We start from the raw sequence: 25,713 nt of genomic DNA, 5'->3' as shown, positions 1-25,713 counted from the left end.
CACGTTGAACTGTCCGGCCGGCCTGATCAGACCTCAGGCCGCAAGTCTCAGCGCCGCCTCCACGACGGCTTTGGGGGTGATGGCGAAATGCTCATAGAGTGCGGCGGCAGGAGCGCTGGCACCAAAGCCCTCCATGCCGATGAAAATGCCACCGTTTCCGAGATATCGATCCCAACCGAGACGGGCCGCCGCTTCGATGCCGATCCGCGGAGCCGTTCCGAGCACTGCCTGTCGGTATTCTGACGGCTGCCGTTCGAATAGCTCCCAGCACGGCATGGACACCACCTTCGCCCCGATGCCGTGTTCGGCTGAAAGCATGTCGGCAGCAACGCAGGCAATTTCGACCTCGGAACCGGTCGCGAGGAGCGTGACGGGGGATGGTTGCGAGGTCGCGCGCAGGATGTAGGCTCCACGCGCAGAACGGTTTTCTTCGCTATTGGCCGAACGACACATTGGCAGGTTCTGCCGCGACAGCACAATCACGCTCGGACGATTGCAGTCCTTGAGGGCCTGTTCCCAACATTCGGCCGTCTCGATGATGTCGCACGGACGATAGACGTTCAAGTTGGGTGTCGCCCGCAGCATTGCCAAGTGCTCGATCGGTTGATGGGTCGGCCCGTCTTCTCCAAGGCCGATCGAGTCATGCGTCATGACGTAGATGACCTGCTGGCCCATGAGCGCCGAAAGGCGGATGGCGCCGCGCGCGTAGTCGGAGAAGACGAGAAATGTGCCGCCATAGGGAATGAACCCGCCATGCAGGGCAAGGCCGTTCATCGCAGCCGACATTGCGTGTTCGCGGATGCCATAATGAATATAGCGGCCGGCGTAACTTCCCGGCTTGATCGGCTCCATTCCCGCGGTAAGCGTCAGGTTGGAATGGGTCAGGTCCGCCGAGCCGCCGATCGTCAGATCCGTCGCGGCGTTGATGATGCCAAGAACCATCTCGGAGGCCTTGCGCGTGGCGACCTTGGTCGCCTTGGCCTGGTGCGTTTTACGAAACTCGGCAAGTTCATCGAACAGTGACGTGTCGATCTGACGATCGACGGTTCTCAGGAAGGCGGCGCCTTCGGGAGCGGAGGCAACGCGATTAAGCCATTTGACCCGCTCGGCTGCCCCGCGTGCAGCCGCATCGCGCCAGCGCTCCAAGATAGCCTCAGGAACCTCGAACGGCGCCGATCTCCATTTCAAGGCGTGTCGTGCCGCGGCAACTTCGGCTTCGCCAAGTGGCGCGCCATGCGTCTTCTCCGACCCCTGAAGATTTGGGGCGCCCTTGCCGATGATTGTACGGCAGGAAATGAGCGACGGCTTGTTCGAAGCCCTTGCCCGCGCAATCGCCCGGCCGATCGCATCGAAATCGTGCCCATCGATCTCCTGCACGTCGAAGCCCGCCGCCTGGAAGCGTGCAAGCTGGTTCATCGAGGTCGAGAGGCTGGTGGGACCGTCGATCGAGATGGAATTGTTGTCCCAGAACACGATCAGCCGCGACAGCTTCAAATGGCCGGCAAGGTCAATCGCTTCATGGCTGATGCCCTCCTGCAGGCATCCGTCACCGGCAATGACATAGGTATAGTGATCAACGACCCCGTCGCCATAGCGCGCATTGGAAACGCGCTCTGCAAGCGCCATTCCGACCGCCGTTGCGATACCCTGGCCCAATGGACCAGTGGTCGTCTCGATGCCGAGGGCGTGACCGTACTCGGGATGCCCGGCAGTCCTGGCGCCAAGCTGGCGGAAGCGCTGCAGCTCCTCAACCGTCATGTCCTCATAGCCGATCAGGTAGTGAAGCGCATATTGCAGCATCGAACCATGGCCGGCCGAAAGAACGAAGCGATCGCGATCGGGCCAATCGGGGTGCGAAGGATCGATCTTGATGAAGCGGCTGAACAGCACGGTTGCGACGTCGGCCATGCCCATCGGCATGCCAGGATGGCCGGAGTTGGCTTTTTGAACACCATCCATGGCAAGCGCTCTGATTGCATCGGCCATGTCTTGTTCCGTTATGATAGCAGACTCGATAATGTCCTGCGTCTGGAGTTGCGTGTTCATGGCTTTCATCCTCATGAGGCGCGGTTTTTGCGTTCGATCAGTTGCATGATCAGGGGTGTCAGGATCAGCTGCATGGCGAGATCGAGCTTGTTTCCCGGCACCACGATGGAATTGGCGCGCGACATGAACGAGTCGTGGATCATCGACAGCAGATAGGGGAAATCGATGCCGCGCGGTCTGGCGAAGCGGATGACGAGCATCGATTCGTCAGGCGTCGGAATCCAGCGGGCGATGAACGGGTTGGATGTGTCGACGATCGGCACCCGCTGGAAATTGATATCGGTCAGCGTGAACTGCGGCGTGATGTAACGTACATAGTCGGGCATGCGCCGCAAGATGACGTCCATGACCGCTTCCGTGGAATAGCCGCGCGCTTCGCGATCACGGTGGATCTTCTGGATCCATTCGAGATTGATGACAGGCACGACGCCGATCTTCAGGTCGGCGTGACGGGCGAGATTGACCTTGTCCGTCACCGCGCATCCATGCAGCCCTTCATAAAAGAGCAGGTCGCTTTTGGGAAAATCGCGCCATGGCGTGAAGCTGCCCGGGGGGACGTCAAAACGTGCGGCCTCCTGTTCATCGTGGATATAGGTCCGTGTGTGGCCCGTGCCGCTGCGACCATATTCTTCGAAAACGGCCTCGAGCGTCTCCAGTTCGTTAGCGTCTGCGTTGAAATGGGTGAAATTTGGATTGCCGTTTCGTTCCTCCTGGGCCACCTTTTCCTTCATGGCCTGCCGGTCATAGCGGTGAAATGCGTCTCCCTCGATGAAGGCCGCTTCGATATTCTCGCGCCGGAAGATCTGCTCGAAAATCCGCTTGACCGAGGTGGTTCCGGCGCCCGACGATCCGGTAATCGAAATGATGGGATGCCTTGCGGACATGTCTTGTTCTCCGATCAGGCCCTGAAGAGACCGCGATTGCTGAAGAGCGGCGCCCGCTCGGCAATATTGCTCGGCTCGGTGTGGTAACGCGAGATGCGCAAGACCTCCCGCTGCGAGCCGAAGACCAACGGAACGCGCTGGTGCAGTGACGTGGGCATCAGGTCCAGAATACGGCTGATCGTGTCGGTGGCGGCTCCGCCGGCCTGCTCAATGAGGAAGGCGATCGGATTGGCCTCGTAGACCAGCCGCAGGCGACCCTCGCCATAGCCCCTTCGCGTATCGCCGGGATAGAGATAAATGCCGCCGCGCATGAGGATGCGATAAGCATCGGCAGCAACGGCCGCGATCCACCGCATATTGAATTCCTTCTCACGCGGCCCTTCCGTCCCCTTCAGGCAATCGTCGACATAGAGCCTTACGGCTTCGTCCCAATGACGATAGTTGGAGGCATTGATCGCGAATTCCTGTGTCCGCGGTGGAATGATGACGCTTTCGTGGACCTGCACGAATACGCCGCCACCGGAGGAAAAGACGAAGACATGGGTGCCGCTGCCAAGGCTGAGAACCAGCGCAAGCTGTGGTCCGTAGATGAAAAAGCCGGCGGCGAGCTGGGCGTCTCCCTTTTGGAAGAAGGAGGCGTTAGGCTCGCCGACCGGATCACCAGCTGTTGGGAGGATGGAGAAGATCGTCCCGATGGAGACGTTTATGTCGATGTTCGAGGAGCCGTCCAGCGGATCGATGGCGACTGCAAGCGGCGCTTTCGGATCGAGAAGAGCTGCCTCATCGAGCTCCTCGGAGGCGTAGAGGCTGACAGGCGCCTCCCGCATGGCGTCGATGAACAGGGCATCAGCCAGAACGTCGAGATCCTTTGTTATGTCGCCGCCTGGACCAACATGACCGCGCTCTCTGGAAAAGGCCCTGCCGGGCGCACCCTGATTGATCGTGCTGTAGAGCGTGACCGCAGCGGCAGCCAGCTGCCGGATGGTGACGACGGCAGCTTCGCAATGGCGCCCCCCGCTGCTGGTATGGGAACTCAAAAAACTGTCTAGCGTCGACGAAGTCATGGCCTTCCTCCCCGCCCGCTCCTCACTGCCGGGCATGGCAAACATCGAAACAGGAATTACGCGTTAAGTAAAATTTATTGTATTTACTAGTTAGCTTAAAAAATTAAGTTGTGACAATGAAGAACCTCACGCTTCGACATCTGCGTGCAACGCAGGAGATAGCACGGCACGGAACGATCGTGCGGGCAGCCAATGCTCTCGGCCTTACCCCCTCGGCCGTTACCATCCAGCTCAAGCAGATTGAGGAGGATGCGGGCATCCTCCTATTCGACCGGACAAATGACGGAATTCGACCAACGGCGGCGGGTCTTGCTTTCATCGATGCCGCCCAGTCGATCGAGGAACGGCTGCGCCAACTGGACGACGAAGTCGATGCGATCAAGGGCGTGCGCACCGGCACCCTCGCCCTCGGTGTCGTCTCGACCGCCAAATACTTCGCGCCAAACATGATGGCGACCTTCCGCAAGAGCCATCCCGGCATTGCCGTTTCGCTCGCAATCGGCAACCGGGCCGAAATCATCACAAAGCTCAAGAACCATGACGTCGACATCGCCCTGATGGGCCGTCCGCCCAGGGACATGCCGTTGCACTCGGTGGGATTCGGTGACCATCCGCTGGTGATGGTCGCGCCGCCCGACCATCCCCTGGCAAGGAAACGGGACATCACCAAAGAGGAAATCGCAAAGGAACATTTTCTTGTCCGAGAACCCGGTTCGGGCACGCGCATATCTCTGGAAATCTTCCTCGGCGAAATTCCTGGCAGGTTGGATGAACTGGGAACCGAGATGTCGTCGAACGAGACGATCAAGCAGGCCGTCATGGCGGGTCTCGGAATCGCTTTCATTTCGGCTCACACAATCGCCATGGAACTGGAGTTCGGCAAACTCGTCACGCTCGACGTCATCGGCATGCCGATCCGCAGGCAATGGTTTTCGGTAACGCGAACGGACAGAACGATCTCGCCGGCGATGAGTGCCTTTCAGGTGTTCCTGCGGGAGCGGGGAGCCCAATGCCTGCCCCTCTTCGACAAGCTTTACCCGATGCTGCAGCAATCCGATTGAAGACCTTCGGCCGATCTCGAACCGGGTGGTCACGGCTCAACCTCGCGGAAACATAATCTCGCCCTTGCCCAAGACTGCATTGTCGCCGCCGAAACGGAAGGGTTTTTTGCCGAGCAGCGGCCGATCGAGAATTTTGTCTTCCATCAGATAGCGATCAAACAGGGTCGGAAAGACGATGTCCACGCGGCCGCAATCGATGAAGGTCGGCGAAAGTGCCGCCGGTCGCCGGTCGAACAGAAGCGAGCCGCGTTTCATCAAATGGCCGGGATAAAGACCGACGCGCCCGATCGCAACGATCGTCCCGGCGGTCATGCCGAAACCGGCATAATCGCCGCATCCTTTCAAAAGCGCGATGACGCCTCGCCGCATTTTATCGCCGGGGCGATGGCCGGCCCTGCCGCCAACGATCACAAGCCCGCCCGCCATGCCGTGGATCTCTCCCGCCATCGGCCCACCAAGGCCGTCGCCTGCATCACCGCCGATCTCGATGCGCCCGTTCTTCATTCCCGAGCCCGCCTGCAATCCGGCATTGCCTTCGATGTTCAGAAGGCCGCCACTCATGCGCCGACCGGCGCGGGCGCCGACATCGCCCTCGACGCGGATCTGTCCCGTCGCCATCTCCGCTCCGACGAAGTCGAAGCGAGCGCTGCCGCCTGAAAACACGATGTTCGAGATATCCTTGCCCGCAACCTTGAAGACATCGCCGACCGAGGCGGGACGCCGGCTCGTTCCGATCGGCAATCTGGCGATGTCGGCAGGTTGCATGCCGTGGAGTTTATGGGGTGTCAAGCCGGATAGGTCGAGCCTTTCATCCGGTTCGGAGCGAAGGGTGAAGGTCAGCGGCTTCATGGCAGGAGATCCCTTAGATGATAGTGGAACTTGCCGAGTTTGCCGCCATAATTTCCCGCGCTGATGCGCAAGGCGCCGCGCTTCGGTCCGAAATTGATGACGGCCTTCAGCCCGGCCCGCATAGCCGCGGCCACCGCCTCGCTCGTCTGCCCGTCGATGACGATTTCAAGGATTGCATTGATGCCAGGACCAAGCGCGCTCTTGGTCACCCCCCGCAGTGTGGGCGCATAGGCATCATTGGTCGAAGCCATCATTCCCTTGTATTTGCCGCCGATTTTCGAGCCGGAGCGCACGATGCCGCCGGGGAACGGCATGATCGCGCCGGGAATCTTTTCGATCGCCGCCACGGCGCGTTCGGCGGCCGCCAGCGCCCTTTCGCCGTCTGCGGCGAGCAGGAAGAGATTTCCGCCGCCAACTGCCTCTTTCGTCAGACCCGTCTTCGCCTCGCAAAGAAATTCGCCGTCCATGACCGGCACCCGCCAATAGTGCTTGCCGCCGAACTTCTTGGAGATCTGCCATCCGTCGCCGAAATAGCGCAGGGATGATCCGAGATCGAGCGAGGCGCTGCCTTCGAGCCCGGAAAAACAGGCGCTGCCGGGGGAGGTCAGAACACACTGACCGAGCCTGGTTTTCAACTGCTTCTGCAGCTCGTCCGTCCCCATCGCAAAGATCATGACACGGCAACCCGGACGCCCATCCGGCGTCGCGGACGCCGGAATATCGATGTCGATCGCCGCCTCGCAGCCACAGCCTATGACGGAGGTCGCAAAGCCCGTCATGGTCGTCGCCGCCTGACGCGCCCATTTCAGGCTCGGCGCGGTGATGATGATTGCGGTCGCACGCATGCCGAATGCCTCCGCAAACGTGTCGTCGATCTCAATGCCGTTGCGGATCAGCTCTTGCATGCGACCTCCGCAAAGGGAGTTTCGCGACAGATCGCTGAATCCGAAAAGGTGAACCAATCGAGCGACAGCCCGTAGCGATCTTCGTGATAGGCTTGCATGCGCTTGATGATGGCCTTGTCGAGCGGCGGATTGAGGTGCATCGTCTTTCCCCAACGATAGTGCGTGACGACGCCGTCTTCGACGACCAGGTCGCCGTTCTTGAACACAAGAGCTGCATCGCGGAACATCTTTTGGACGTCCTGCCCTTTCCGGTAGACGGCGATATCCGCGATTGCGCCGGGGCCGAGATGCCCGCGATCGTCGAGGCCAAGCAGCTTCGCCGGCGCTGCTCGTGTCATGACAGCCACCTCCTCAAGGGTATATTCACGGGAGATCGAGGCGAGTGTGGTAAGCTCCAGCGCGGAGTGGTCGAGCTCCTCCATCTTGGCATGGCGGACATCGCGGCGCATCAGCAACTCGAACAATTCGGGATAGGCTGTAAAGGGGGCGCCGTTCGGATGGTCGGTGGTGAAGAAAACCCGCCATGGATCGTTGATCAGCAAGAACAGCTCGAGCCCCACCGCCCATTGCAGCGAACCATAGTAGTCCTTGCGATAGCGATAGGGGACGATGCCGCCGCCGTTTCCGTCGCCGTCGAAGAGAATGGACTTTTTCGGGCTCGCGGTTCGCATGCCGGAATATTGCCTTGTGACGTCGGACGAGATCGTCACCGTCTGGCCGAACATCACCTGGCCGACGTCGATCGTCACATTTTCCGTGTTGTTGACGAGATCGGCAAGACGGGCAGCTTCAGAAGAAAAGCCGCGTTTGCCTTCGGTGCCATAACCGTAAAACTGCAGGTGCGCCAGATGGATTGGTTGGCCTTGCGATGCGCGAATAGTCTCAGCAGCCGTTGCGGCGTTTCCGGCAATGCCAAGATTATTGGCGTGAACATGGAGAGGGTGAGGAATTCCCAGACGGCCGACGGCCGACTGCAGCGTCTCGACGATCTTGCGGGAAGTGACACCGTAGGATGGAATGACGTCGTCTAAGGCGAAGCTGCGGATGTTTTCCTTAAAGGCGGCGGCTGCGCCTGCATTGATCACCTTAACGCCGAGCGATCTTGCCGTCGACACCGTCCACGCCACGTAGTCGTCGATCATCGCCGACGAGGCATTGTCCCTGATCATCGACAGAAGGAAATCGTCATTGCCGAGAATTGCAAGCGTTGCCTTATCGATGATCGGAATGTCGGCAAGCTCCATATGGGTATGAAGCGCATTCGTAGGCGACATGGCGGGCTCTACCACGGTGGTAAAACCCATTTGAGCGTAAAGGCATCCCGTGTTGAAGGTCGACCAACCGGCGTTTGCAAGAGGCGTGTGCAACGGCCGCTTGAGGTGGGCGGCATGTTGCTCGGGCAACAGAAGTCGGGCCGTATTCACGTTGCCGCCGCCGATATGCGAATGGATGTCAATTGCACCGGCCATGACGACGCAGCCGGAAACCTCATAGGTTTTGTCGGCTCTCTTTGAGACCGGCTTTTCGATGATGAAGCCATCCTTGATCCAGACGTCGCGCTTGCCGGGGAAACCATTCACCGGATCCACCACCTCCCCACCTGCAACACGGATGATCATGATGGCAAACCCTCTTCCTGCAGGGCATGCTGGAGTTGCCCGACGATGTTGGAAATGCTGGGGAGAGCGGAAGGCACCGATGCGGCAACGGATCTTAAGGTTCCAATGCGGCTCGAATAGACCACACCGTCATGATCAAGGCCAGCCTTGCCGATGCGAACGGTGACCAACGCCCCGGCAGCGGGCCGTTCACTTCTCACCAGCGCGATCGTGGGCACCCTGCTGCGCTTCGACGGACGCGCCTCGTCACGCTCCGATACAAACAAATGCAGATCCGCCTCCCCTTCTGCAATCATCCGCTCGATGTCGCAAAGCCACGGATCATGGATGGGTGAGCCGGTCGAAAAACCCGTCCGCGGCGGAAAGCCCGTCATCCAGGCCGATGCCAAGACCATGCCCCAGGCGTCGTCGTCGGATGGCAGGAAAAGAGCCGTCGCTCGCCGGGCTCTGTTGATGTCGGCCAGCATGCCTTGCAGCATCCCCAGACTGGCCGGGTCGTTGAGATGGGAAAAGACGAAGACGGGAAAACGCGCGCTCGCCATTTCGCTTAAAAAGGAATCGACATTGGCGAGGGGGGCGGATGCTTTCCTTCCCGCCAGGATCGCCCTGAGGCTTGCGAGCACGGCATCGATGGCAAAATCGGACGAGCCCACTTCGACCGCTTTCACACGCCGCACAGGATCGCCGAGGGCAGTCGACGCCTTGCCTTTGATCCGAAGCCAGCGCCTTCGGCTGGACGAAGTAAGATCCGCCGCCGTTGACGCAAGCGATGAAAGCAGATCGTGATGAGCCGCTGGAATATCGCCCACGATGATGACGAGGTCGGCGCGGCGTCGCACTTCCGTCGCCGTTGCAAAAAAACCCCCGATATCCGTGTGAAGTGCCACCTCATGAAGGAGATTTCGGCCATTCACGTGGTCGTAGGTCGCCCCGACCCGCTCCGCCAGCGCAATCAGGCTGCGGGTACCATGGACATCCGATTCTATGGAAAATACCGGGCAGCGGCTTTTTGCCAGAAGCTTTGCCACCTGCTCAATTGCAGCCGGCAAAGGAACTGTTTGGCTGCCGATCCATGCAACCATCACACTCCGAAACTTTCTGGTGCCGTCGTGAATTTATCTGTTCTTCGTCAAATGTGAAGTCCATTCGACGAAAAATACCGCTCAGCTATCATATTTCAGGTAAGCAAATCGCTGATCGGCATTGGGCGTGCCTTCAAGAGCGCCCTGCGCCTTGCTTGGCTGCCATTGGACGACGTCCTCGATCTTTTTGGCGAGTTCGAAATCCTTGTCGGTCACGCCTTTAGCGGCATGGTTCATCAACAACACCTCCACCCACGCATAGGATGCCTTGAGATCGGGATGGTGCCAGGCTGCCTCTGCCAGATGTCCAACTGTGTTGATGACCATAAGGGTGGATTTCCAGCCGTGCGTCTTGTATCTGCGGCGAATCCAGCCGTTTTCGTAGCGCCAATGCGGAAGCTCCGCCTGCAGCTTCGAAACGATTTCGTCCTCGGAATATACGCGCTCCCGTTTCCGTTCCGTCTCCTCGCTCATCGCAGCTGCTCCTTCGGTTCTTTCTCCCGGCTCGTCACCCAGACTTGCGCTGGTAGCAAAATACGATAACATAACTCCCAGGGCCCGATTATCAAAAAGTTCAGAAATAGAACCGATGTCGGACTCCGTCTCCATTCAAGTTCCTGGACGCTTGCACCTCGGATTCCTGGACATCCCTGGCAAGGACAGCTCGCGTTTCGGCAGTATCGGTTTGCCGCTGGACGGCATATCGACGCGGCTGGATATTTCGCGGGCAGCCGAAACCAGCGTCCATGGACCCGAAAGCGTTAGGCTTTTTGCGCACCTGACGGCCCTGCGGTCTCACCTCAAGCTTCCAGGCCACCACCGCGTGATGGTTCGAGAGACAATCCCGGCACATGCCGGGTTGGGATCTGGAACCCAGCTGGCGCTCGCCGTTTCCGCAGCGCTTCGAAGATTGCATGATTTGCCGTTTCACATCCGCGAAGATGCGGCCTTCCTGGGGCGCGGCGCACGATCGGGAATCGGCATTGCGGCCTTCGAAGAAGGCGGTCTGATCTTCGATGCGGGCAAGGCAAGGGACGATCTGACCCCGACCGTCATTTGCCGCATTCCGTTCCCGAGCGAATGGCGCATCATTCTCGTTCTGGACAGTTTTGCCCAGGGCATTCACGGAGACGCCGAAATCAAGGCTTTCCGCGCTCTGGCGCCGTTTCCAGCAGCCGGCTCGGCTTCGATCTGTCGCCATGCGCTGATGGAAATCATGCCTGCCGCGATCGAAAAGGACATTGCGACCTTCGGCAATGCGGTGACGGCAATCCAGCAGACGCTCGGCGATTATTTTGCTCCGGCCCAAGGCGGCCGTTTTACCAGTCCTGCCGTCAAACGGACGGTTGCAAGGCTTGCCGAATGCGGAGCCGTCGGCATCGGGCAAAGTTCCTGGGGACCGACCGGCTTTGCCTTTGCCGCATCTCAGGCAGCTGCCGAGAGGATTGTCGCTTCAGCTGCGCTAAAGGACACACAAACCACAATCCGCATCGTCGCCGGCAGAAATGCGGGGGCGCAGATCGCGCGAACGAGGGCACTGCAGCAATTCGAACTGGGTCGGGAAACATACTAGACAAGGCGAGCCAAATGAGCCGGAAAACCATTCTCCATATGCTTACACCATTGAGGCAGATGAGCCCGTTCGACGTCAATATGGCCCTTGACGCGGGCTATGATCATGTCGTTCCTTACACGGACGTAGAGCTTGCCGACATAGCAGGCCTTATCCAAGATGCGGTCTTCTCGCGTCCGCCGGATGCAGGCGTTGCCACCGGCATTTTTATTGCCGGGCGAGATACGATCCTGGCACTCGACATGATCGATGCCGCAAAGCAGGCAATGGTGCCTCCTTTCGAGGTTTCTGTCTTCGCCGATCCTGCCGGCTCGTTTACCACCGCCGCAGCGATGGTCGCCAGAGTCGAGAAAACGCTTGGAAAACTGCACAATAGAGAGCTGGCGGGAACGGAAGTGACCATTTTCGGCGCGACCGGTGTCGTCGGCTACTGCACCGCCGTGATCTCTGCCAAGCAGGGCGCAAACGTTACGCTGGTCGGTCACGATGGAATTGCGCGTGTCCAAGCCATCGCCGGTGCCATCAAGGCCCGCTTCGGCGTCACTGTCACGGCGGCGGACGGTTCCACGGAAGAAAAGAAGACAAAATTGCTGCGCCAGGCCGAAGTGGTGCTGGCCGCGGCCAAGGCCGGCGTCAAGGTGATCTCCGCCGAACAACTGCGCCAGGCGACAAATCTGCTTGTTGCGGCAGATGTCAACGCCGTGCCGCCGGCAGGCATCGAAGGCCTGGCGGTCCATGCAAAAGCCGACAAGCTCGGGGAAACTGCCGCGGTCGGCATCGGTCCGCTTTCGATCGGCAATGTCAAGTACAAGACACAGTCGGGGCTGTTCAAACAGATGATCGGCGCTGAAAAACCGGTAGTTTATGATTTTCAGGATGCTTTCACCCTTGCCCGCAGCATCGAAAAATAGCCCTGCGATTTTGATCGCGGCCATTTCCGGCCGGTCACTTGCCGCAGCAGCGCGCCGTGCCGGGTATCGGCCTCTGGTGGCCGATCTGTTCTGCGATTGCGACACGATTGCCCTTTCCGAAAGGACGGCGCGCCTGTCGGGCAGTATAAGCGAGGGAATAGACCGCGAAAAAATCATCGGCATATTGTCTCGCCTTACGGGCGATGAGGAACCGGCCGCGTTGGTTTACGGCTCCGGCTTTGAAGGTCGGCCCGATGTCATCGACGCACTTGATCGAGTGTTTCCGCTTGCCGGCAACTGCGCCGACACCGTGCGGGCGGTCAAGGATCCCGCCAACCTTTCCCAACTTTGCCGAAGCCTGGACATCCCGCATCCGGCGATCCAGTTCTCGTCACCAGACAAACCAGAGGGCTGGCTTACGAAGCTTGGCGGCGGTGCGGGCGGCTCGCATGTCAGACCGGTGGCAACGATGCCTGCCGAACCAGGCTATTATTATCAGCAGCGTATTGCCGGCCGCAGCATCTCGGCCCTTTTCCTGGCCCGAAATGGTGCCGCCCGCATCATCGGCATCAGCCGGCAATGGTCGTCGCCTTCGCCGACGTCACCATTTCGATATGGCGGCGCCGTCCGTTTCATGCGATTTGACCGGCAAAAGAAAATGCAAATCGCCTGCTGGCTCGACAAGCTGACACGCCACTGCGGCCTTTTGGGTCTCTGCAGCGCCGATTTCATAGATGGGCCGGAGGGGCTTCATCTCATCGAAATCAACCCACGGCCTGGCGCAACGCTGGATATCTTCGACACCGACAGCGCACCCCTCCTCATTGAGCATTTGCGGGCCGTGCGCGGGGAAAGCATCGACGTGCCGGTCTATCGCGGAGCTGCGGCTGCGGCGATTGCCTACACCTCTCGTTCCATCACCTGCTTCCCCGATGTGAAGTGGCCGAACCTGACGGCCGACCATCAAAGGCCGGGTTCGGCCCTCAGCCCCGGCGATCCGGTTTGCACTGTCCTGGCGCATGCCCGATCCGCCTGCGCTGCAGAGCGCGCTGTCAAACGTCGTGTCATCGAAGTCGCGCAGCATTGGAAGGAAGAATTCCTATGAAGAACGGAATGGCCCATCTCAACAGGAATGCGCAACGGATCGTCGATCAAATTATTGCCGACGACGAAAGATTTGGCGTCGCATGTGGCCGCGGCTCGCTTGGAGAGCATCTCATCGACGCCGGCGCGGCAAGCCCCGGAGGTCTCGAAGTGGGTCTGCGGATGGCGGAAATCTGCATGGGCGGCCTGGGAACCGTCTCGATGGCGCTCGATCGTCATAACGAAAACTGGCCGTTGAGCGTTACCGTCCATTCCTCGCAACCGGTCCTTGCCTGCCTCGCCAGCCAGTATGCGGGTTGGCGGCTTTCGCATGAGAAATATTTCGCCATGGGCTCGGGCCCGGCGCGTCTGCTGGCGCGCGTGGAGCCGATTTTCGAGGAAATTGCCTACAGCGAAACAGATGCTTCGACATCAGTTCTTCTTCTTGAAACGGACAGACCTCCGCCGCCAGCCGTTGTTGAGAAGGTATCGAGCGCGACAGGACTGGAACCTGACGCTTTGACTTTCATCTACGCCCCGACCCAAAGTCTCGCCGGCTCCATCCAGATTATCGGGCGCTCCCTGGAGGTCGCTCTTCACAAGGCTCACAGCCTCAATTTTCCGCTGAACGCCATTGTCGACGGAACCGGATGCGCGCCCGTTCCAGCGCCTCATCCCGACTTCCTGAAGGCCATGGGGCGGACGAACGATGCCATCATCTATGGCGGATTGGTGCAGCTATTCGTTCTAGGCAGCGCCGACGACGCGCGCGCGCTCGCCGAAGAGCTGCCGAGTTGCAGGTCGCGCGACTATGGGCAACCTTTTGCGGAAATCTTCAAGAAGTTCAACGGCGACTTCTACGCGATTGATCCGCATCTCTTCAGCCCGGCCGAAGTGATCGTTACGGCCATCGAGACAGGCGACACCTTCCGCGCCGGTGAATGGAACAAAGAGATGCTGGAGCATTCCCTTGGTTGAACAGACGGTGATTTCAGACAAGATTCTCATCCTTTCCGACAAACCAGACCGCCAAGTGAGACAGTTACGCCGCGCCTTCGCAAAACTCGGCACGGAGACGATCTTCTGCCCGCTTGCCGATATCGCGTTCGATACCCGATATCCCTCAGGCATCGCCATCCCGACGCTTGATGGAAAACTTCCGGCCGGTGTGATCGTCCGCTCCATCTCCGGCGGCAGCTTTGAAGCGATCACACGCCGTCTCGGCATTTTGCACGCGCTGACGCAGCTTGGCGTGCCGGTCTGGAACTCCGCCAAAGCAATCGAGCGTTGCGTCGACAAATCGACGACGACGTTTCTGCTTGCGGCCGCCGGAGTGCCGACGCCGGAAACCTTCGCAGTGGAAGGTCACGCCAATGCCAGGGCCGTCGTTAAACGCGAGGTGCCGCACGGCCTGCTGGTGCTGAAACCACTGTTTGGATCGCAGGGGCGCGGAATAAGGCTCATTCGTTCGATCGACGATCTGCCTGACCCGGACGAGGTCGACAATGTCTATTACCTGCAGCGCCTTGTCCTGCGCTCCGGACCGCCCTATCGGGATTACCGGATATTTGTCAGCAACGGTGAAATTCTCGGCATGATGGGCCGTTGCGCGGACGGCTGGATCACCAATATCGCCCGCGGCGCGAAAGCCGAGTTGGTGGTCGGGCCGCTGCGCTCGAAACTTGCCGAACTTGCACTTGCCGCAGCGGCCGCCGTCGCAACCGACTTTGCGGGCATCGATATCGTACAGGGATGCGAAGGCAATCTTCTCGTGCTGGAAGTCAACAGCATGCCGGCCTGGACCGGCTTGCAATCCGTTGTCCCCGTCCGCGTCGCCGATTGCATCGCTCAGGCAATGGTCGCGCTTGTCAGTCCGCAGGCAACCGAAAGGCCCGCAGCATGACGCTGGCGCGGCAAGACATTATGGCAGCTTACCTCGACGCCTGCCGCGCCGAGATCGACGCGTTAAAGCCGGGCAACGTGCACCGCTTCGCAGACGGCCACCGGATGACGGCGGATCAATTCATCCAAAGTGCTGCCGTCAGCTCGCTATCGGTGACCGAACCGCTTGCATCGGTCGGTCAGCGCGTTCTTCGTGCGGTAACCGCCACTCGCAACAGCGTGGGAACGAACACCAATCTCGGCATCCTCCTGCTTTGCGCGCCGCTTGCCAAGGCGGCCGAGAGCACGTCTTCGGATTTGCGCAAGGGCCTCACGCAGACATTGGATGAAATGGATGCGGACGATGCCCGCGACGTGTTCGCCGCAATCCGGCTCACCGGCCCGGGAGGGCTCGGCAGCGCCGAAAAACATGACGTCAAAGACGAGCCGACGGTGTCTCTCGTCACCGCCATGGCGATGGCGGCCGACCGCGACGCGATCGCCAGACAATATACGAACGGCTTTGAAGATATCTTCACCGGCGGTCTGTCGGAGTGGAGAGAAGTGGCCGCCCGCGGCGAACAGGACATGTGGCCGACAATCTTTGTCTATCTTTACTTCCTGTCCTCGTTTCCCGACAGTCATATCGGGCGCAAATACGGGACCGATCTCGCTGCCGAAATCGCGAAAGAGGCAGTCACAATTCGCCGTCAGGTGATGGATGAAACGCGCTTGCCGGTCCGGGAGGAAATACTGCTGGACTTCGACAGACGGCTGAAGCACCGGAATATCAACCCCGGAACCTCCGCCGATCTCACGGTTGCGACGCTTTTTGTCTGCAACATGAAGTTCGGCTTGCATAATCGCAGCTTAGATGTTTGAATTTGGCCGGCGAATAAATCTTACTCGCTGCTATCTGGCCAACCGACCCAGTCAAGGGTGCTGCGAACAAGGATAGCTGTCCATCGAGCGTCGTGTCTCGTGTGGTACGGCTTCTTTGGACGAAACTTTTTGACCATACGGTACAAGGGAGGAATTGGCCGTGGCAAAGATTAGCAAGGTAATGGTTGGTGAGTCGCTCGTTGGCGAGGGAAATGAAGTTGCGCATATCGATCTGCTGATCGGACCGCGTGGAAGCGCCGTGGAAACGGCATTTTGCAATGCGCTTACGAACAACAAGGACGGGTTTACGTCACTTCTGGCGGTCATCGCCCCGAACCTGGCCTGCAAGCCGAATACGATATTGTTCAACAAGGTGACGATCAAGGGTGCCAAGCAAGCCGTGCAGATGTTCGGCCCGGCACAACATGCGGTGGCAAAGGCAGTCCAAGACAGCGTAGCCGAAGGCATCATTCCCGCAGACGAAGCCGATGATATCTTCATCTGCGTCGGCGTCTTCATCCACTGGGAAGCGGAAGACGACGCCAAGATCCAAGATTATAACTACAGGGCAACGAAGGAAGCGATTGAGCGCGCAGTCACCGGCAAGCCGACCGCGGCCGAGGCAACAGCTCAGCGCGACACCGTCAAGCATCCTTTCAGCGCCTAGACACGAAGCAACCCCGCACAGGGCGAGTCCGCCGAAAGAACAGGCGGCCTGTTGCGCCGGTTGGCGAAGCTTTTAGGCTTCAGCGGCACGCCATCTTCAAGCGCCAACGGTTGAGATGGCAGTGCTTAGGCTTCAGGATAGAGAGAAGAGGCAGGGCGCCTCTTCTCTTGAATTCCCGCTGCTCCCATAACGGCCGAGACATCAGTTGCGGTAAGTTCGCCGCTATGCAGCGATGTTGCAACCAGTGCACCAGCAATGCCCATGTCGCTCAGCCGTTCCAGGTCATTGACGTTGCGGATCCCGCCTGCGGCGATGATGTCGCGGTTTCCGGCGATGGCCTTGATCGATCGCAGGCGATCGAAGTCGGGCCCGCAGCGCGCGCCAACCTTGTCCAGTGTCATCACGATCACCCGTCTCGGCCACAGGTCAGGCGTTGACATGATGGCCGGCGGCCCGAGGAAGGCATCACCGCGAAAGTCAAGGGAAAGGATCAGTCTCTGATGCGTAGCGAACGCGCTGAGAACGTCGGTATCGGCCTGGCTTTCGGAGCCCAGGACCGCAAAGATCTGCGCGTTGGAAAGCACCTGCCTGACGTCGGTTTTTCTTCGAAATCCTGCATCGAGCCAGACGTCCGGCCTCGGCTTCAAAAGAGATAGAGGCGCGGCGGCAGAAAAATGGCTCGAACCGCTCTCGATGGCATCGAGGTCGGCCACGTAAAAGATCGAAAACGGGTGGATTTGGCGCAGGCCTTCGGCGACACTGCTGATCGCCGATATCGCGCTGAGCGGCGTCTTTATGGGTCTATAGGTATCGCGCATGCCCATCTGCGCGCGCACCACATGGCCGTCTTTGACGTCGAGAACGGGAATGATAAGCAATGGTCAAACCTCGGCAGAAACGATCACCCACATGAAAGCCGGAATGGCAGCAGAAGAAAAGCAAACAATTATCGGCTGGGACATCGGTGGCGCACATTTGAAAATGGCGCGGTCCGAAAATGGCCAAGTTACCCATGCCAGGACCGTCAAGGCGCCGATGTGGCTCGGGCTCGATCAGGTGCGCGATGCCCTGGACCAGTTCCGCCCGCTTTTTCAAGGCAGTCCCATCCATGTCTTCACGATGACGGGAGAGCTTTCGGATGGCTTCCCATCACGAGACGCCGGGGTTCGCCATATCCTGGATTTCATCAAAGCGGAATTCGGCGGCGCCCATCTCAAGGTTTATGCCGGCCGTGCCGGCTTCGTCGATGTTTCAGACGCCTACGGGCTCGGCCCCGATATCGCCTCGGCCAATTGGCATGCCACGGCTGCGTTGAGCGCCAGGATCAAAGGAGAAGGTCTCTTCGTCGACATGGGTTCGACAACCACCGACATCCTCGCGTTTCAGAACAAACGGCTCTGCAACAATGGCTACTCCGATGCGGAGCGCCTGTTGACTGGCGAACTCGTCTACACGGGTTTTACGCGCTCGGCGCTGATCGGAATTGCCGATAGAGTTCCGGTGCGCGGCACGATGACGCCGCTGATGAATGAGTATTTTGCCAATACCGCCGATCTCGGTCGCATTCTAGGAACATTGGATGAGGCCGACGACCACTACCCCGCCGCCGACCGCAGAGCCAAGTCGCGCGCTGGATCGATTGGCCGCATCGCTCGCATGGTCGGACGTGACGGCACCGATCTTAGCGAAGGCGAATGGATCGATGTCGCCCGCTGGTTCGGCGAGCATCAATTGCGCATGATCCACGACGCTGCGTTCAGGGTGTGCGGCAATGCCGGGCTCGACCCAGTCGCACCGGTGGTGGGCGCGGGGATCGGTCGCCCGCAGATCATGCAGCTCGCCAAACGCCTGGAGCGGCCCTACGTCGACTTCGGCATGCTCATTCCAGCAGCAGCAAACGAGATCCGCGACCAGGCAAGCAAGGCAGCGCCGGCCGCTGCCGTTGCGCTACTGTGGTCGAAACCGTAAAACGCTGTGGGCCGAACTGCCGGGAATTCGTCAGTCTCCGGTCGAATGGGCGTTCACGCGCTCCATCAGCCAGTCCCAGGCCTGCCGCTCGTCAGCACCAGCCGTTTTCTCGATGGCAATCGACAGATATGCAATCTCGGAATCGACTTTTTGCTTGGGCAGCATATGCAGCCTGCTCACCAGGATCGCGAGCTCGAGAACGGCCGCCTTGGCCCGGTTCATGCCTGTGAACGGCGCATGCGTGGCCTCAGAAACAATCCGGCAGAAATAGCGGGGGCGGGTCTCGTCCTGCGTGACGGAAACGACCTGCAAGACGGAATGACTGAGTGCTGCCTGAAGACGCGGGACAGGGCAATCTTGCACCGCAACCAGCGGCCATTTCCGCCGCCCGGTGAGACAGCCCGCGAAGATCCGCATGTCGTCGGTATAATTGGCAATGGCAAACGGCACGGCGGTGAGATTATCGAGGGTTGCGGAGGGGCGGAACGGCGCAATGACCCAGCCGTCATCCTGCGCGATGATACCGAGTGGCGCGATATGCACCCGGCCCTCGGCATTCACCGTCGTTACGATTGTTTCGCGGATGAAGCTCATGGACCGTCCTTCTTTGCGCGCAGCGTATGGCCTGCCCCTGCAAGCCGTGTGCGGTCCTCGTCCGCTCCCGGGCTCGCCACGCCCCAGCTAAGGGGCTCGTCCTGCGAATAGCGTTTGCCGAGCTTCCAGGCAATTTCCGCCTTCATCAATTCCGCTCCCAGATAAAAAGCATGCGGGCCATCCTGTTCGACATTGAGCACAGGAAAGAGGTCGAAGGCGTTGTCGCTCTTCCAGTGGCCGGCTTTGCTGAAGACATGGATGCCGTCAGAAGCAGTCATGATGCGAAAATTGGCGTCGCGCACGTCCTGCGCAAGCGCCTCGATATCGGCAATGGAGCTCGCAAAGGGCGCGCGCTCGTGTACTTGCAGGAGGGCTGCGTCATAGCCGCGAGGCAACGCATGATCTCGCTTGGCGGCATACATGATGCGCCGCGCCCGGTCATGTTCTTCCACCGTGCGCACGGTATGCGGGCTGACGTTGACGACCAGCACGTTACCGATGGAAAGCTCCGAGCAAAGGCCCGCGAGGATGGCCGTTATTCCCGACGTGTCGGCGTCGGTCAGTTCGGTCAGGTTGCCGGTGCCCATCATCATCTCGATATCCGGCCAGCGTCGGCGGGCCTCGATGAAGCGTCCAAGCGAGGCGGCGAAGCCGAAATGAATTGGGTCGAGAACTGGATCAGCGATAAAGGATATACCGGCGCTTTGCGCCGCTTCGATGGCACGGCCGAGAGAAAGGAGGTCGCCGGGCACGGCTGGAACGAGAACCGGTTTGGCCTTGTGACGCGTGGCAATTGCGATGGTTCTTTCGTTGAGGCTCAGAAGATAATCGGCGCCGGAGCGGGCGGCGAGTTCCAGTTCATCGGCATTTGCTGAGTCGACGCTGACGCAAAGCCCCTCGGCCTTGATCCGCCCGATGGCTTCTTCCAGATGGGCAAAGGGCGTATCTGGAAGGCAGCCCAGGTCGATCACATCGGCGCCGCCGTTTGCAAGCGCTCGAGCTCTTGTTAGCAGCGCCTCAAGCGACAGGGTCGATGCGTCGACGATTTCAGCGAAGATGCGCATCTCGTGGCGCGACAGATCCGGTGGCTTTCCTGCCCGGCCAAGGTAAATGGGCAGATCCGCCACCTCGTCAGGTCCGCGCACGAAAGGGATGCCGAATTCGTCGCCCAACAGTTCCAGCCGACCTCTGAACCGACCCGGCAAGACCACTCGGTCCGCCTTCAACGGCCGAGGCAAGCGACGGCTGACGATTTCTTCCGTCATCAGGGCGGCAACCTTCACGCCGATGTCGATGATCTCGTAGGTGAAGGGGGTTTTTCCCAATCCGGCGAGAATGTTTTCAAGCCTGGCCTTTGCCAGGTGCCCGGTCAGGAAGACGAGATGCTCAGCCACGACCGTCGATCTCTCCTTTCCGCCGCGCCACCGCCAGCTCCAGATCCACAAAGGATTCTACGACCTGTGTGCGCTCGAAGGTCCTAAGACGGGCCGTGTTCTCAAGATCGATCGGCCGCGGATAGACCTTCACCATTCCATGCGGGGCCATTGTCTCCAGCTCGGGGGCGGTGTCGCAGGCAAAGACGATTGATGGAAGGCGGCATTTGCCGGCCTGTGCGTAGACATTTGTAGCGATCGTGTCGGAGATTCCCGCCACGCATTTGGCAACGGTATTGGACGTGGCAGGCGCGATCACGACGCTATGATAGACGCCGTGATAGAATTCGCCGACAGGGACTGCGCTTGCCGTCTTGTCGTGAAGCACGCGTGTCGTGTCTGAAAAATCGAGCTTCAGCCCATACATCCTGAGAACCTCGTCTGCGGCCTTGGTCACGAACACGTCGCAATCATCGAGCGAGCGGATCAACTCGAAGCATTCGACGAAGAAATGACCTGACCCGGTCAGCACCCAGGCCCATCGCGGCGTTCGAAGCCGCGTCATCGGCACGTCTCTGTGCGAGCTTCATCGGCCAACCCGACGCGGCGCCCGGGTATGCGGGTCATGGGTAGCGCTAGCAGTTGCAAACGTAGCGACGAAGGCCCCGCAATGTACAAGACAGTCTCCTTCCCTAGCAAGTGCGGCAGCATGGCATCGACGACGCCATTGTCAACGAGCGCTTCCAGATGGTTTGGAACCATTTCCGGATCGACCTGCTTGCACAATAGCAATTTTCGACTTCCGATCTGCCTGCACAGCCAGGCCGCAAGGGAATCCGACGTCACATCCCAAGACTGTGCGATGTCGGCGTTGCGGGTCATCTGGGATGGCAGCCATACCGGTATCGCGCCTTGCGCAAGAATGGCCTCGAGGTCGCGCAGCGACCGGGCCGGTTGAAAGCGCGGATGCCGCTCGGCGATCACGATGCCGAACTGATCCATCGCGAGAATGGCCATCGCATGTGCCGCAGCATTTGAGAAATGCATGGTATTTTGCGAAACGCGCACCTGGTCGGCAAACGGTCCGCCGCCGGGAACGATCACCAATGGCAAGCGCGCCGATGCCAGCACTGAAATCCATTGTTCCATCTCGATGCGGCCGGCCGTGCTTCCTCCAAGCTTGACGACCAGCGGCTTCATATCACTTTCCTTGCTCAATCGGCCCTTGCCGCTACGACGCGAAGCGGCTTCGACAATCGGGCGCTTTCCCTCTTGCGCTCGATCTGCACGCCAACGCCGCCCGGTCCGAGTTCCAGCTTTTCTACTCGCACGACGACACGAGCCACACGGGGGTTCTCAAGGATGAACGCTGCAGCCTGCTCGGCAAGCGTTTCAACCAGTTCGACATGACCACGGCTGACGATCGCCCTTATGCCGTCCATGATGAGGTCGTAAGAAACGATATGATGCATGTCCTTCGGATCGCGGGTGAGGCGAAGGACATCCGCCGTCACATCGAAGCGGACCTTCTGCTTTTTGCCATGTTCAAAGCTGTAAGCGCCGATGTCGACCGGCAGGACGAAATCGCGTACGAAGATCTGGTCGGTGCCGAGATTGTCCCCAGCCGGATCGGGAAAATATCCTCGTGCCGCCAGGAGTTCGAGATCGACGTTCGGCGTTTTTTCAAGTGGCCGCTCCCCAGGAATGAGAGTACGGATCCTCGCCGTGGCTTCAGCGTCCAGATCGGCGTTCCTGGACAGGCCCTCGCACAGCGCTCCGCGAAAGCCTAAGAAATCCGGCTTGCCCGGCAGCAGGCGTGGGATGTCGGGTGCTTCCAGCGAGCCGGCAAGGCCTGTCATCAATCCGTTCCGTTGCCCCTGCGCCACAAAATCCGAAATGCGATCTGGAGGAATGTGATCCAGCAACCGTCCCTTCGATTTGTCATCCGTATCCAGCATCACGCCGTAAAAGCCCGCTTTTGCAAACGATGTCATGGCGTTCTCCTCGTATCGATGGTCGGCAAATACAACGGCGATCAACCTCTTACGGCCAGCAACATCCGCCAGGGCCTGCGCATCCGCGCCGATGCGAGACGATGGAAGAAACCCGATCTTGATGAAGTCAACGCCTGTGGCGGCCACCTCCTCGACCCTTGCCCTGAGTGCCTGCAGATCGCCGCCAAGTTCGCCGCAGGCGGCGCTCACCGGCCGTCTGCCGGACACGAAATCGACGACGTCGATGATTTGCGCGATGTCTGCCGCCCCGAGCGCGCCGCGTAACGGATCCTTCAGATCGATAATGTCCGCACCTGCCTGCAGAACGATCTCCGCCTCCTTGCGATTTTGAACGCTGGCCAACATCAATGTCATGGCATGTCTCCGCAGCCGCCGCATTTTTCCCAACCGTGGCGGGAAAAGGTGAGTGCAAGTATTGAGTTTATGGGGGATTGGACTACAAACATAGTGGGCACCTTATCGAGACAACGCGTCCGCCTTCGTTGAAGCCGGCGCGAAGCGTGGTATGACCATGAAGAGTATGGTGCCGAATACTCTTATCTTTTTATTCGCTTGTTTTTCGCTGCTCGTCAATGCGCCGCAGCCGATGGCACAGCAAAATCCCGCCAGCGAACCTGCGACGGAAATCCGCATAGGATATCTGCGCGCCTATGAACCACAACTTGCGCTGTCGGTCCTGGATGTTCCCCCGCGCGATGAAGGCGTTGCCGGAGCCAACATTGCCATCAACGACAACAACACGACCGGCAGATTTCTGGGCCAGTCGTACAGCCTGGATGTGGTAGAGGCGAAACGGGAGGAGGATGTCGTCCCGGTTTTTAAGCAGATGCTGGCGCGCGGCGAGAAATATGTGCTGACCGACATATCGGCCAAACAGTTGCTCTCCATTGCCGATCTCGCCAAGCAGAACGGCGTGCTTCTCTTCAATGTCGGCTCGACGGATGACATCCTGCGCGAGCAGGAATGCCGCTCCAACGTCTTCCACACCGCTCCGACGCGCACCATGCTTGCCGATGGCCTGGCGCAGTATCTGATCTGGAAGCAGTGGCGCAATTGGGTGCTGCTTTACGGTTCCCACGAACCGGACCAGCTTTTTGCCGATGCCATCCGGCGCTCTGCCAAGCGTTTCGGCGCGACGATCGTCGAGGAGCGGCTCTACAAGGATACCGGCACGGCCCGCAGGACCGACAGCGGCGTGGTTCAGGTACAGCGACAGATGCCGGTCTTCACCCAGGGACTGCCCGACCATGATGTCGTCATTGTTGCGGACGAAAGCGAGGTGTTTGGTAGCTATGTTCCTTTCCGGACGTGGGACCCGCGGCCCGTCGCCGGCACGGCGGGCCTCATTGCCTCGTCCTGGCATCCGGCCAGCGAACAATGGGGCGGCTCTCAGATCCAGAACCGCTTCGTGAAGGCGACCGGACGACGCATGCTTGGCAAGGACATGCAGGCATGGACGGCAGCCCGCATACTCGGTGAGGCCGCGACGCGAACCAACGGCAACGATCCTGCTCAGATCGAAGCCTTCATCAAAGACGAGAATTTCTCACTGGCCGCCTTCAAGGGACAGAAGGTGAGCTTCCGTCGCTGGAACTGGCAGCTCCGGCAGCCCATTCTGCTCGGTGATGGGCGCGGTGTGATCTCCACCTCGCCGCAGGAGGGTTTTCTTCACCAGTTTTCCGAACTCGACACATTGGGCATCGACCAACCGGAGACAGCCTGCAAATTGAACTGAATACGTAATGGGAGGAGAGAATGCGCAGACATGTTTACCTGCTTGCGGGAATGATCGCCGCCGCCTTGTATGCGGGACCGTCTCTGGCCAACACCGTTTATGTTTCGAACGAAAAGGACAACACCGTCACTGTCGTCGACTCCAAGACGATGGAAGTCACCCAGACAATCAATGTTGGTCAAAGGCCGCGCGGCATTACGATCTCGCATGACGGAAAGCACCTTTATGTCTGCGCGAGCGACGACGACACCGTCGAGATCATCGATACTGCAACGCTTCAGATCACCGGGACACTGCCTTCCGGTCCGGATCCGGAGCTCTTCGTGCTCTCGCCTGACGGCAAGACGCTCTATGTCGCAAATGAGGACGACAATCTAGTCACCGTCATCGACGTCGACAAGAAATCCGTGATCACCGAGATACCGGTCGGCGTGGAGCCAGAAGGCATGGGCGTCAGCCCCGACGGAAAGACGATGGTGAACACATCCGAAACGACGAACATGGCGCATTTTATCGATACCTCGACCCATGAGATCGTCGCCAACGTGCTCGTCGATTCGCGCCCGCGCTTTGCCGAATTCAAGCCGGACGGTTCACAGGTCTGGGTCTCTTCGGAGATCGGCGGAACCGTCTCCGTCATAGACAATGCCTCCAGGCAAATTGTCAAAAAGATCACGTTTGAGATCCAGGGCTTGCGCTCGGAGGCGATTCAGCCCGTTGGCGTGCGGATATCGGCGGACGGCAAGAAAGCCTATGTCGCCCTCGGCCCGGCCAATCGCGTGGCGGTCATAGACACGCAAACCTATGAGGTCGAGAAATATATCCTTGTCGGTCAGCGAGTCTGGCAGTTGGCCTTCACGCCCGACGGCCAGCACCTGATCAGCACGAACGGTCTTTCCAACGATATCACCTTCATCGATACGGCGAGCGACGAGCCGGTCAAATCCGTCACCGTCGGCGCCATGCCGTGGGGAGTGACCGTAGCCCCCAACTGATAGCCGTTCTGATTTCCAAGAGGAGGACAACATGAAACTCGCAGTCACTGCTTTTGCAATTCTTATTGGCGCTCTTTCTACGCAACAACCGGCCCTTGCCCAGTCCGGTGATGACGACGACGGCGATCCCGCGCCCAAGGTTACGCGCGCAAGCCAAAACGTGCCGGAATTGGTCCTCGGATCGAAGGACAACAGCTACGCAGTGAACCGGAAGGACTTCGAACTCGTTTCAGGACAGGGCTACCGATGGAAGATTACGTCGGCAGCCGGCCTTGAATACAAGTTCGTGACCGATCTGTTTCGCAATGTGTGGATGAACCAGATCGTCATCAACGATCTAGAGGTTCATATGAATGGGGCCCCGGCATGGCTTGAATTCGATTCAGAAGGAACGATCAACGTGCAGTTTTCGACAGTGCGGCCGGGAGAGTACACATGGTCGGTTCCCGACCTGGCCGACAAGGGCATGACAGGCAAGATCATCATCAAGTAGGACCCCGGGCGTCTTGCTCGCCTGCGGCAAAGC

At 59.5% G+C, this 25,713-nt stretch carries 26 protein-coding genes; 12 read left to right on the top strand and 14 right to left on the bottom strand.

The window, feature by feature from the left end:
* Window positions 1-33 precede the first annotated feature (33 nt).
* From tkt to AM571_RS28000, 3 genes are read right to left on the bottom strand one after another with little or no spacing between them, the layout of a single operon-like run.
* Window positions 34-2,046 (bottom strand): transketolase, encoded by a 2,013-nt coding sequence (gene tkt, locus AM571_RS28010; protein ID WP_074065617.1) that lies wholly within the window; start codon window positions 2,044-2,046, stop codon window positions 34-36.
* An 11-nt stretch (window positions 2,047-2,057) separates the two neighbouring features.
* Window positions 2,058-2,930, bottom strand: a complete 873-nt coding sequence (locus AM571_RS28005) for a phosphoribulokinase (protein WP_074064267.1) — start codon at window positions 2,928-2,930, stop codon at window positions 2,058-2,060.
* A 14-nt stretch (window positions 2,931-2,944) separates the two neighbouring features.
* Window positions 2,945-3,994, bottom strand: coding sequence for a class 1 fructose-bisphosphatase (locus AM571_RS28000; RefSeq protein ID WP_074064266.1), 1,050 nt, complete (start codon window positions 3,992-3,994; stop codon window positions 2,945-2,947).
* A gap of 116 nt (window positions 3,995-4,110) precedes the next feature.
* Between AM571_RS28000 and AM571_RS27995 the strand changes: the two genes are divergently transcribed.
* A complete protein-coding gene (locus AM571_RS27995) occupies window positions 4,111-5,055 on the top strand; it encodes a LysR family transcriptional regulator (protein ID WP_074064265.1) in 945 nt (314 codons plus the stop codon).
* Window positions 5,056-5,091: 36 nt separating this feature from the next.
* Here the strand turns inward: AM571_RS27995 and AM571_RS27990 are convergent, their stop codons facing one another.
* The 5 genes from AM571_RS27990 to AM571_RS27970 form a co-directional block, all read right to left on the bottom strand.
* Complete coding sequence (locus tag AM571_RS27990) at window positions 5,092-5,904, bottom strand: formylmethanofuran dehydrogenase subunit C (protein WP_074064264.1); 813 nt, start codon at window positions 5,902-5,904, stop codon at window positions 5,092-5,094.
* A complete protein-coding gene (fhcD, locus tag AM571_RS27985; protein ID WP_074064263.1) occupies window positions 5,901-6,809 on the bottom strand; it encodes a formylmethanofuran--tetrahydromethanopterin N-formyltransferase in 909 nt (302 codons plus the stop codon). Before fhcD ends, AM571_RS27990 begins: the two co-directional genes overlap by 4 nt.
* Entirely contained in the window at window positions 6,797-8,428 is a 1,632-nt protein-coding gene (locus AM571_RS27980; protein WP_074064262.1) for a formylmethanofuran dehydrogenase subunit A, read from the bottom strand. The genes fhcD and AM571_RS27980 overlap by 13 nt, the downstream gene beginning before the upstream one ends.
* Window positions 8,425-9,510, bottom strand: coding sequence for a tungsten formylmethanofuran dehydrogenase (locus tag AM571_RS27975; RefSeq protein ID WP_237358652.1), 1,086 nt, complete (start codon window positions 9,508-9,510; stop codon window positions 8,425-8,427). Before AM571_RS27975 ends, AM571_RS27980 begins: the two co-directional genes overlap by 4 nt.
* A gap of 81 nt (window positions 9,511-9,591) precedes the next feature.
* The gene (locus AM571_RS27970) at window positions 9,592-9,984 is read right to left on the bottom strand and encodes a 4a-hydroxytetrahydrobiopterin dehydratase (protein ID WP_074064260.1); all 393 of its coding nucleotides are present in this window, start codon (window positions 9,982-9,984) and stop codon (window positions 9,592-9,594) included.
* 115 nt (window positions 9,985-10,099) lie between these two features.
* Between AM571_RS27970 and AM571_RS27965 the strand changes: the two genes are divergently transcribed.
* The 7 genes from AM571_RS27965 (at window position 10,100) to fae (ending at window position 16,507) form a co-directional block, all read left to right on the top strand.
* A complete protein-coding gene (locus AM571_RS27965) occupies window positions 10,100-11,083 on the top strand; it encodes a beta-ribofuranosylaminobenzene 5'-phosphate synthase family protein (protein WP_081377227.1) in 984 nt (327 codons plus the stop codon).
* 14 nt (window positions 11,084-11,097) lie between these two features.
* The gene (locus tag AM571_RS27960; RefSeq protein WP_074064258.1) at window positions 11,098-11,994 is read left to right on the top strand and encodes an NAD(P)-dependent methylenetetrahydromethanopterin dehydrogenase; all 897 of its coding nucleotides are present in this window, start codon (window positions 11,098-11,100) and stop codon (window positions 11,992-11,994) included.
* A complete protein-coding gene (locus tag AM571_RS27955) occupies window positions 11,972-13,099 on the top strand; it encodes an ATP-grasp domain-containing protein (protein ID WP_237358651.1) in 1,128 nt (375 codons plus the stop codon). The genes AM571_RS27960 and AM571_RS27955 overlap by 23 nt, the downstream gene beginning before the upstream one ends.
* Window positions 13,096-14,055 (top strand): methenyltetrahydromethanopterin cyclohydrolase, encoded by a 960-nt coding sequence (gene mch / locus AM571_RS27950; protein WP_074064256.1) that lies wholly within the window; start codon window positions 13,096-13,098, stop codon window positions 14,053-14,055. The genes AM571_RS27955 and mch overlap by 4 nt, the downstream gene beginning before the upstream one ends.
* On the top strand, window positions 14,048-14,980 hold the full coding sequence (locus tag AM571_RS27945; RefSeq protein ID WP_237358650.1) for an ATP-grasp domain-containing protein: 933 nt from the start codon (window positions 14,048-14,050) through the stop codon (window positions 14,978-14,980). Before mch ends, AM571_RS27945 begins: the two co-directional genes overlap by 8 nt.
* Before the next feature lie 20 nt (window positions 14,981-15,000).
* Window positions 15,001-15,840 (top strand): triphosphoribosyl-dephospho-CoA synthase, encoded by an 840-nt coding sequence (locus tag AM571_RS27940; RefSeq protein WP_237358649.1) that lies wholly within the window; start codon window positions 15,001-15,003, stop codon window positions 15,838-15,840.
* 160 nt (window positions 15,841-16,000) lie between these two features.
* Window positions 16,001-16,507 (top strand): formaldehyde-activating enzyme, encoded by a 507-nt coding sequence (gene fae / locus AM571_RS27935; RefSeq protein ID WP_040116633.1) that lies wholly within the window; start codon window positions 16,001-16,003, stop codon window positions 16,505-16,507.
* 125 nt (window positions 16,508-16,632) lie between these two features.
* Here the strand turns inward: fae and AM571_RS27930 are convergent, their stop codons facing one another.
* The gene (locus AM571_RS27930; RefSeq protein ID WP_074064254.1) at window positions 16,633-17,385 is read right to left on the bottom strand and encodes a HisA/HisF-related TIM barrel protein; all 753 of its coding nucleotides are present in this window, start codon (window positions 17,383-17,385) and stop codon (window positions 16,633-16,635) included.
* 43 nt (window positions 17,386-17,428) lie between these two features.
* Here AM571_RS27930 and AM571_RS27925 point away from each other — a divergent pair, with 43 nt between their 5' ends.
* A complete protein-coding gene (locus AM571_RS27925; protein ID WP_074064253.1) occupies window positions 17,429-18,475 on the top strand; it encodes a hydantoinase/oxoprolinase family protein in 1,047 nt (348 codons plus the stop codon).
* Between the two features lie 30 nt (window positions 18,476-18,505).
* On the opposite strand, the gene AM571_RS27920 is transcribed toward AM571_RS27925, so the two are convergent.
* From AM571_RS27920 to AM571_RS27900, 5 genes are read right to left on the bottom strand one after another with little or no spacing between them, the layout of a single operon-like run.
* Entirely contained in the window at window positions 18,506-19,069 is a 564-nt protein-coding gene (locus AM571_RS27920; protein ID WP_074064252.1) for a DUF447 domain-containing protein, read from the bottom strand.
* Window positions 19,066-20,463, bottom strand: coding sequence for a DUF6513 domain-containing protein (locus AM571_RS27915; RefSeq protein WP_074064251.1), 1,398 nt, complete (start codon window positions 20,461-20,463; stop codon window positions 19,066-19,068). Before AM571_RS27915 ends, AM571_RS27920 begins: the two co-directional genes overlap by 4 nt.
* Window positions 20,456-21,007: a flavoprotein gene (locus AM571_RS27910; protein ID WP_074064250.1), complete on the bottom strand. Its 552-nt coding sequence runs from the start codon at window positions 21,005-21,007 to the stop codon at window positions 20,456-20,458. Before AM571_RS27910 ends, AM571_RS27915 begins: the two co-directional genes overlap by 8 nt.
* Window positions 21,004-21,642 (bottom strand): hypothetical protein, encoded by a 639-nt coding sequence (locus tag AM571_RS27905; protein ID WP_074064249.1) that lies wholly within the window; start codon window positions 21,640-21,642, stop codon window positions 21,004-21,006. Before AM571_RS27905 ends, AM571_RS27910 begins: the two co-directional genes overlap by 4 nt.
* 14 nt (window positions 21,643-21,656) lie before the next feature.
* The gene (locus tag AM571_RS27900) at window positions 21,657-22,811 is read right to left on the bottom strand and encodes a (5-formylfuran-3-yl)methyl phosphate synthase (RefSeq protein ID WP_074064248.1); all 1,155 of its coding nucleotides are present in this window, start codon (window positions 22,809-22,811) and stop codon (window positions 21,657-21,659) included.
* Window positions 22,812-22,968: 157 nt separating this feature from the next.
* Here AM571_RS27900 and AM571_RS27895 point away from each other — a divergent pair, with 157 nt between their 5' ends.
* From AM571_RS27895 to AM571_RS27885, 3 genes are read left to right on the top strand one after another with little or no spacing between them, the layout of a single operon-like run.
* Window positions 22,969-24,192 (top strand): ABC transporter substrate-binding protein, encoded by a 1,224-nt coding sequence (locus AM571_RS27895; RefSeq protein WP_420493405.1) that lies wholly within the window; start codon window positions 22,969-22,971, stop codon window positions 24,190-24,192.
* A 20-nt stretch (window positions 24,193-24,212) separates the two neighbouring features.
* A complete protein-coding gene (locus AM571_RS27890) occupies window positions 24,213-25,187 on the top strand; it encodes a YVTN family beta-propeller repeat protein (RefSeq protein ID WP_074064246.1) in 975 nt (324 codons plus the stop codon).
* A 31-nt stretch (window positions 25,188-25,218) separates the two neighbouring features.
* A complete protein-coding gene (locus tag AM571_RS27885; protein ID WP_074064245.1) occupies window positions 25,219-25,680 on the top strand; it encodes a hypothetical protein in 462 nt (153 codons plus the stop codon).
* Window positions 25,681-25,713: the final 33 nt, after the last annotated feature.

The organism is Rhizobium etli 8C-3, assembly GCF_001908375.1.
Taxonomy (GTDB): Bacteria; Pseudomonadota; Alphaproteobacteria; order Rhizobiales; family Rhizobiaceae; genus Rhizobium; species Rhizobium etli_B.
This window is presented reverse-complemented; position numbering and strand designations above follow the sequence as displayed.

Coding starts and splice junctions, on each gene's coding strand:
- tkt (WP_074065617.1), bottom strand. CDS start 2,046: ATGAACACGCAACTCCAGACGCAGGACATTATCGAGTCTGCTATCATA.
- AM571_RS28005 (WP_074064267.1), bottom strand. CDS start 2,930: ATGTCCGCAAGGCATCCCATCATTTCGATTACCGGATCGTCGGGCGCC.
- AM571_RS28000 (WP_074064266.1), bottom strand. CDS start 3,994: ATGACTTCGTCGACGCTAGACAGTTTTTTGAGTTCCCATACCAGCAGC.
- AM571_RS27995 (WP_074064265.1), top strand. CDS start 4,111: ATGAAGAACCTCACGCTTCGACATCTGCGTGCAACGCAGGAGATAGCA.
- AM571_RS27990 (WP_074064264.1), bottom strand. CDS start 5,904: ATGAAGCCGCTGACCTTCACCCTTCGCTCCGAACCGGATGAAAGGCTC.
- fhcD (WP_074064263.1), bottom strand. CDS start 6,809: ATGCAAGAGCTGATCCGCAACGGCATTGAGATCGACGACACGTTTGCG.
- AM571_RS27980 (WP_074064262.1), bottom strand. CDS start 8,428: ATGATCATCCGTGTTGCAGGTGGGGAGGTGGTGGATCCGGTGAATGGT.
- AM571_RS27975 (WP_237358652.1), bottom strand. CDS start 9,510: ATGGTTGCATGGATCGGCAGCCAAACAGTTCCTTTGCCGGCTGCAATT.
- AM571_RS27970 (WP_074064260.1), bottom strand. CDS start 9,984: ATGAGCGAGGAGACGGAACGGAAACGGGAGCGCGTATATTCCGAGGAC.
- AM571_RS27965 (WP_081377227.1), top strand. CDS start 10,100: ATGTCGGACTCCGTCTCCATTCAAGTTCCTGGACGCTTGCACCTCGGA.
- AM571_RS27960 (WP_074064258.1), top strand. CDS start 11,098: ATGAGCCGGAAAACCATTCTCCATATGCTTACACCATTGAGGCAGATG.
- mch (WP_074064256.1), top strand. CDS start 13,096: ATGAAGAACGGAATGGCCCATCTCAACAGGAATGCGCAACGGATCGTC.
- AM571_RS27940 (WP_237358649.1), top strand. CDS start 15,001: ATGGCAGCTTACCTCGACGCCTGCCGCGCCGAGATCGACGCGTTAAAG.
- AM571_RS27925 (WP_074064253.1), top strand. CDS start 17,429: ATGGCAGCAGAAGAAAAGCAAACAATTATCGGCTGGGACATCGGTGGC.
- AM571_RS27920 (WP_074064252.1), bottom strand. CDS start 19,069: ATGAGCTTCATCCGCGAAACAATCGTAACGACGGTGAATGCCGAGGGC.
- AM571_RS27910 (WP_074064250.1), bottom strand. CDS start 21,007: ATGACGCGGCTTCGAACGCCGCGATGGGCCTGGGTGCTGACCGGGTCA.
- AM571_RS27905 (WP_074064249.1), bottom strand. CDS start 21,642: ATGAAGCCGCTGGTCGTCAAGCTTGGAGGAAGCACGGCCGGCCGCATC.
- AM571_RS27900 (WP_074064248.1), bottom strand. CDS start 22,811: ATGACATTGATGTTGGCCAGCGTTCAAAATCGCAAGGAGGCGGAGATC.
- AM571_RS27895 (WP_420493405.1), top strand. CDS start 22,969: ATGAAGAGTATGGTGCCGAATACTCTTATCTTTTTATTCGCTTGTTTT.
- AM571_RS27890 (WP_074064246.1), top strand. CDS start 24,213: ATGCGCAGACATGTTTACCTGCTTGCGGGAATGATCGCCGCCGCCTTG.
- AM571_RS27885 (WP_074064245.1), top strand. CDS start 25,219: ATGAAACTCGCAGTCACTGCTTTTGCAATTCTTATTGGCGCTCTTTCT.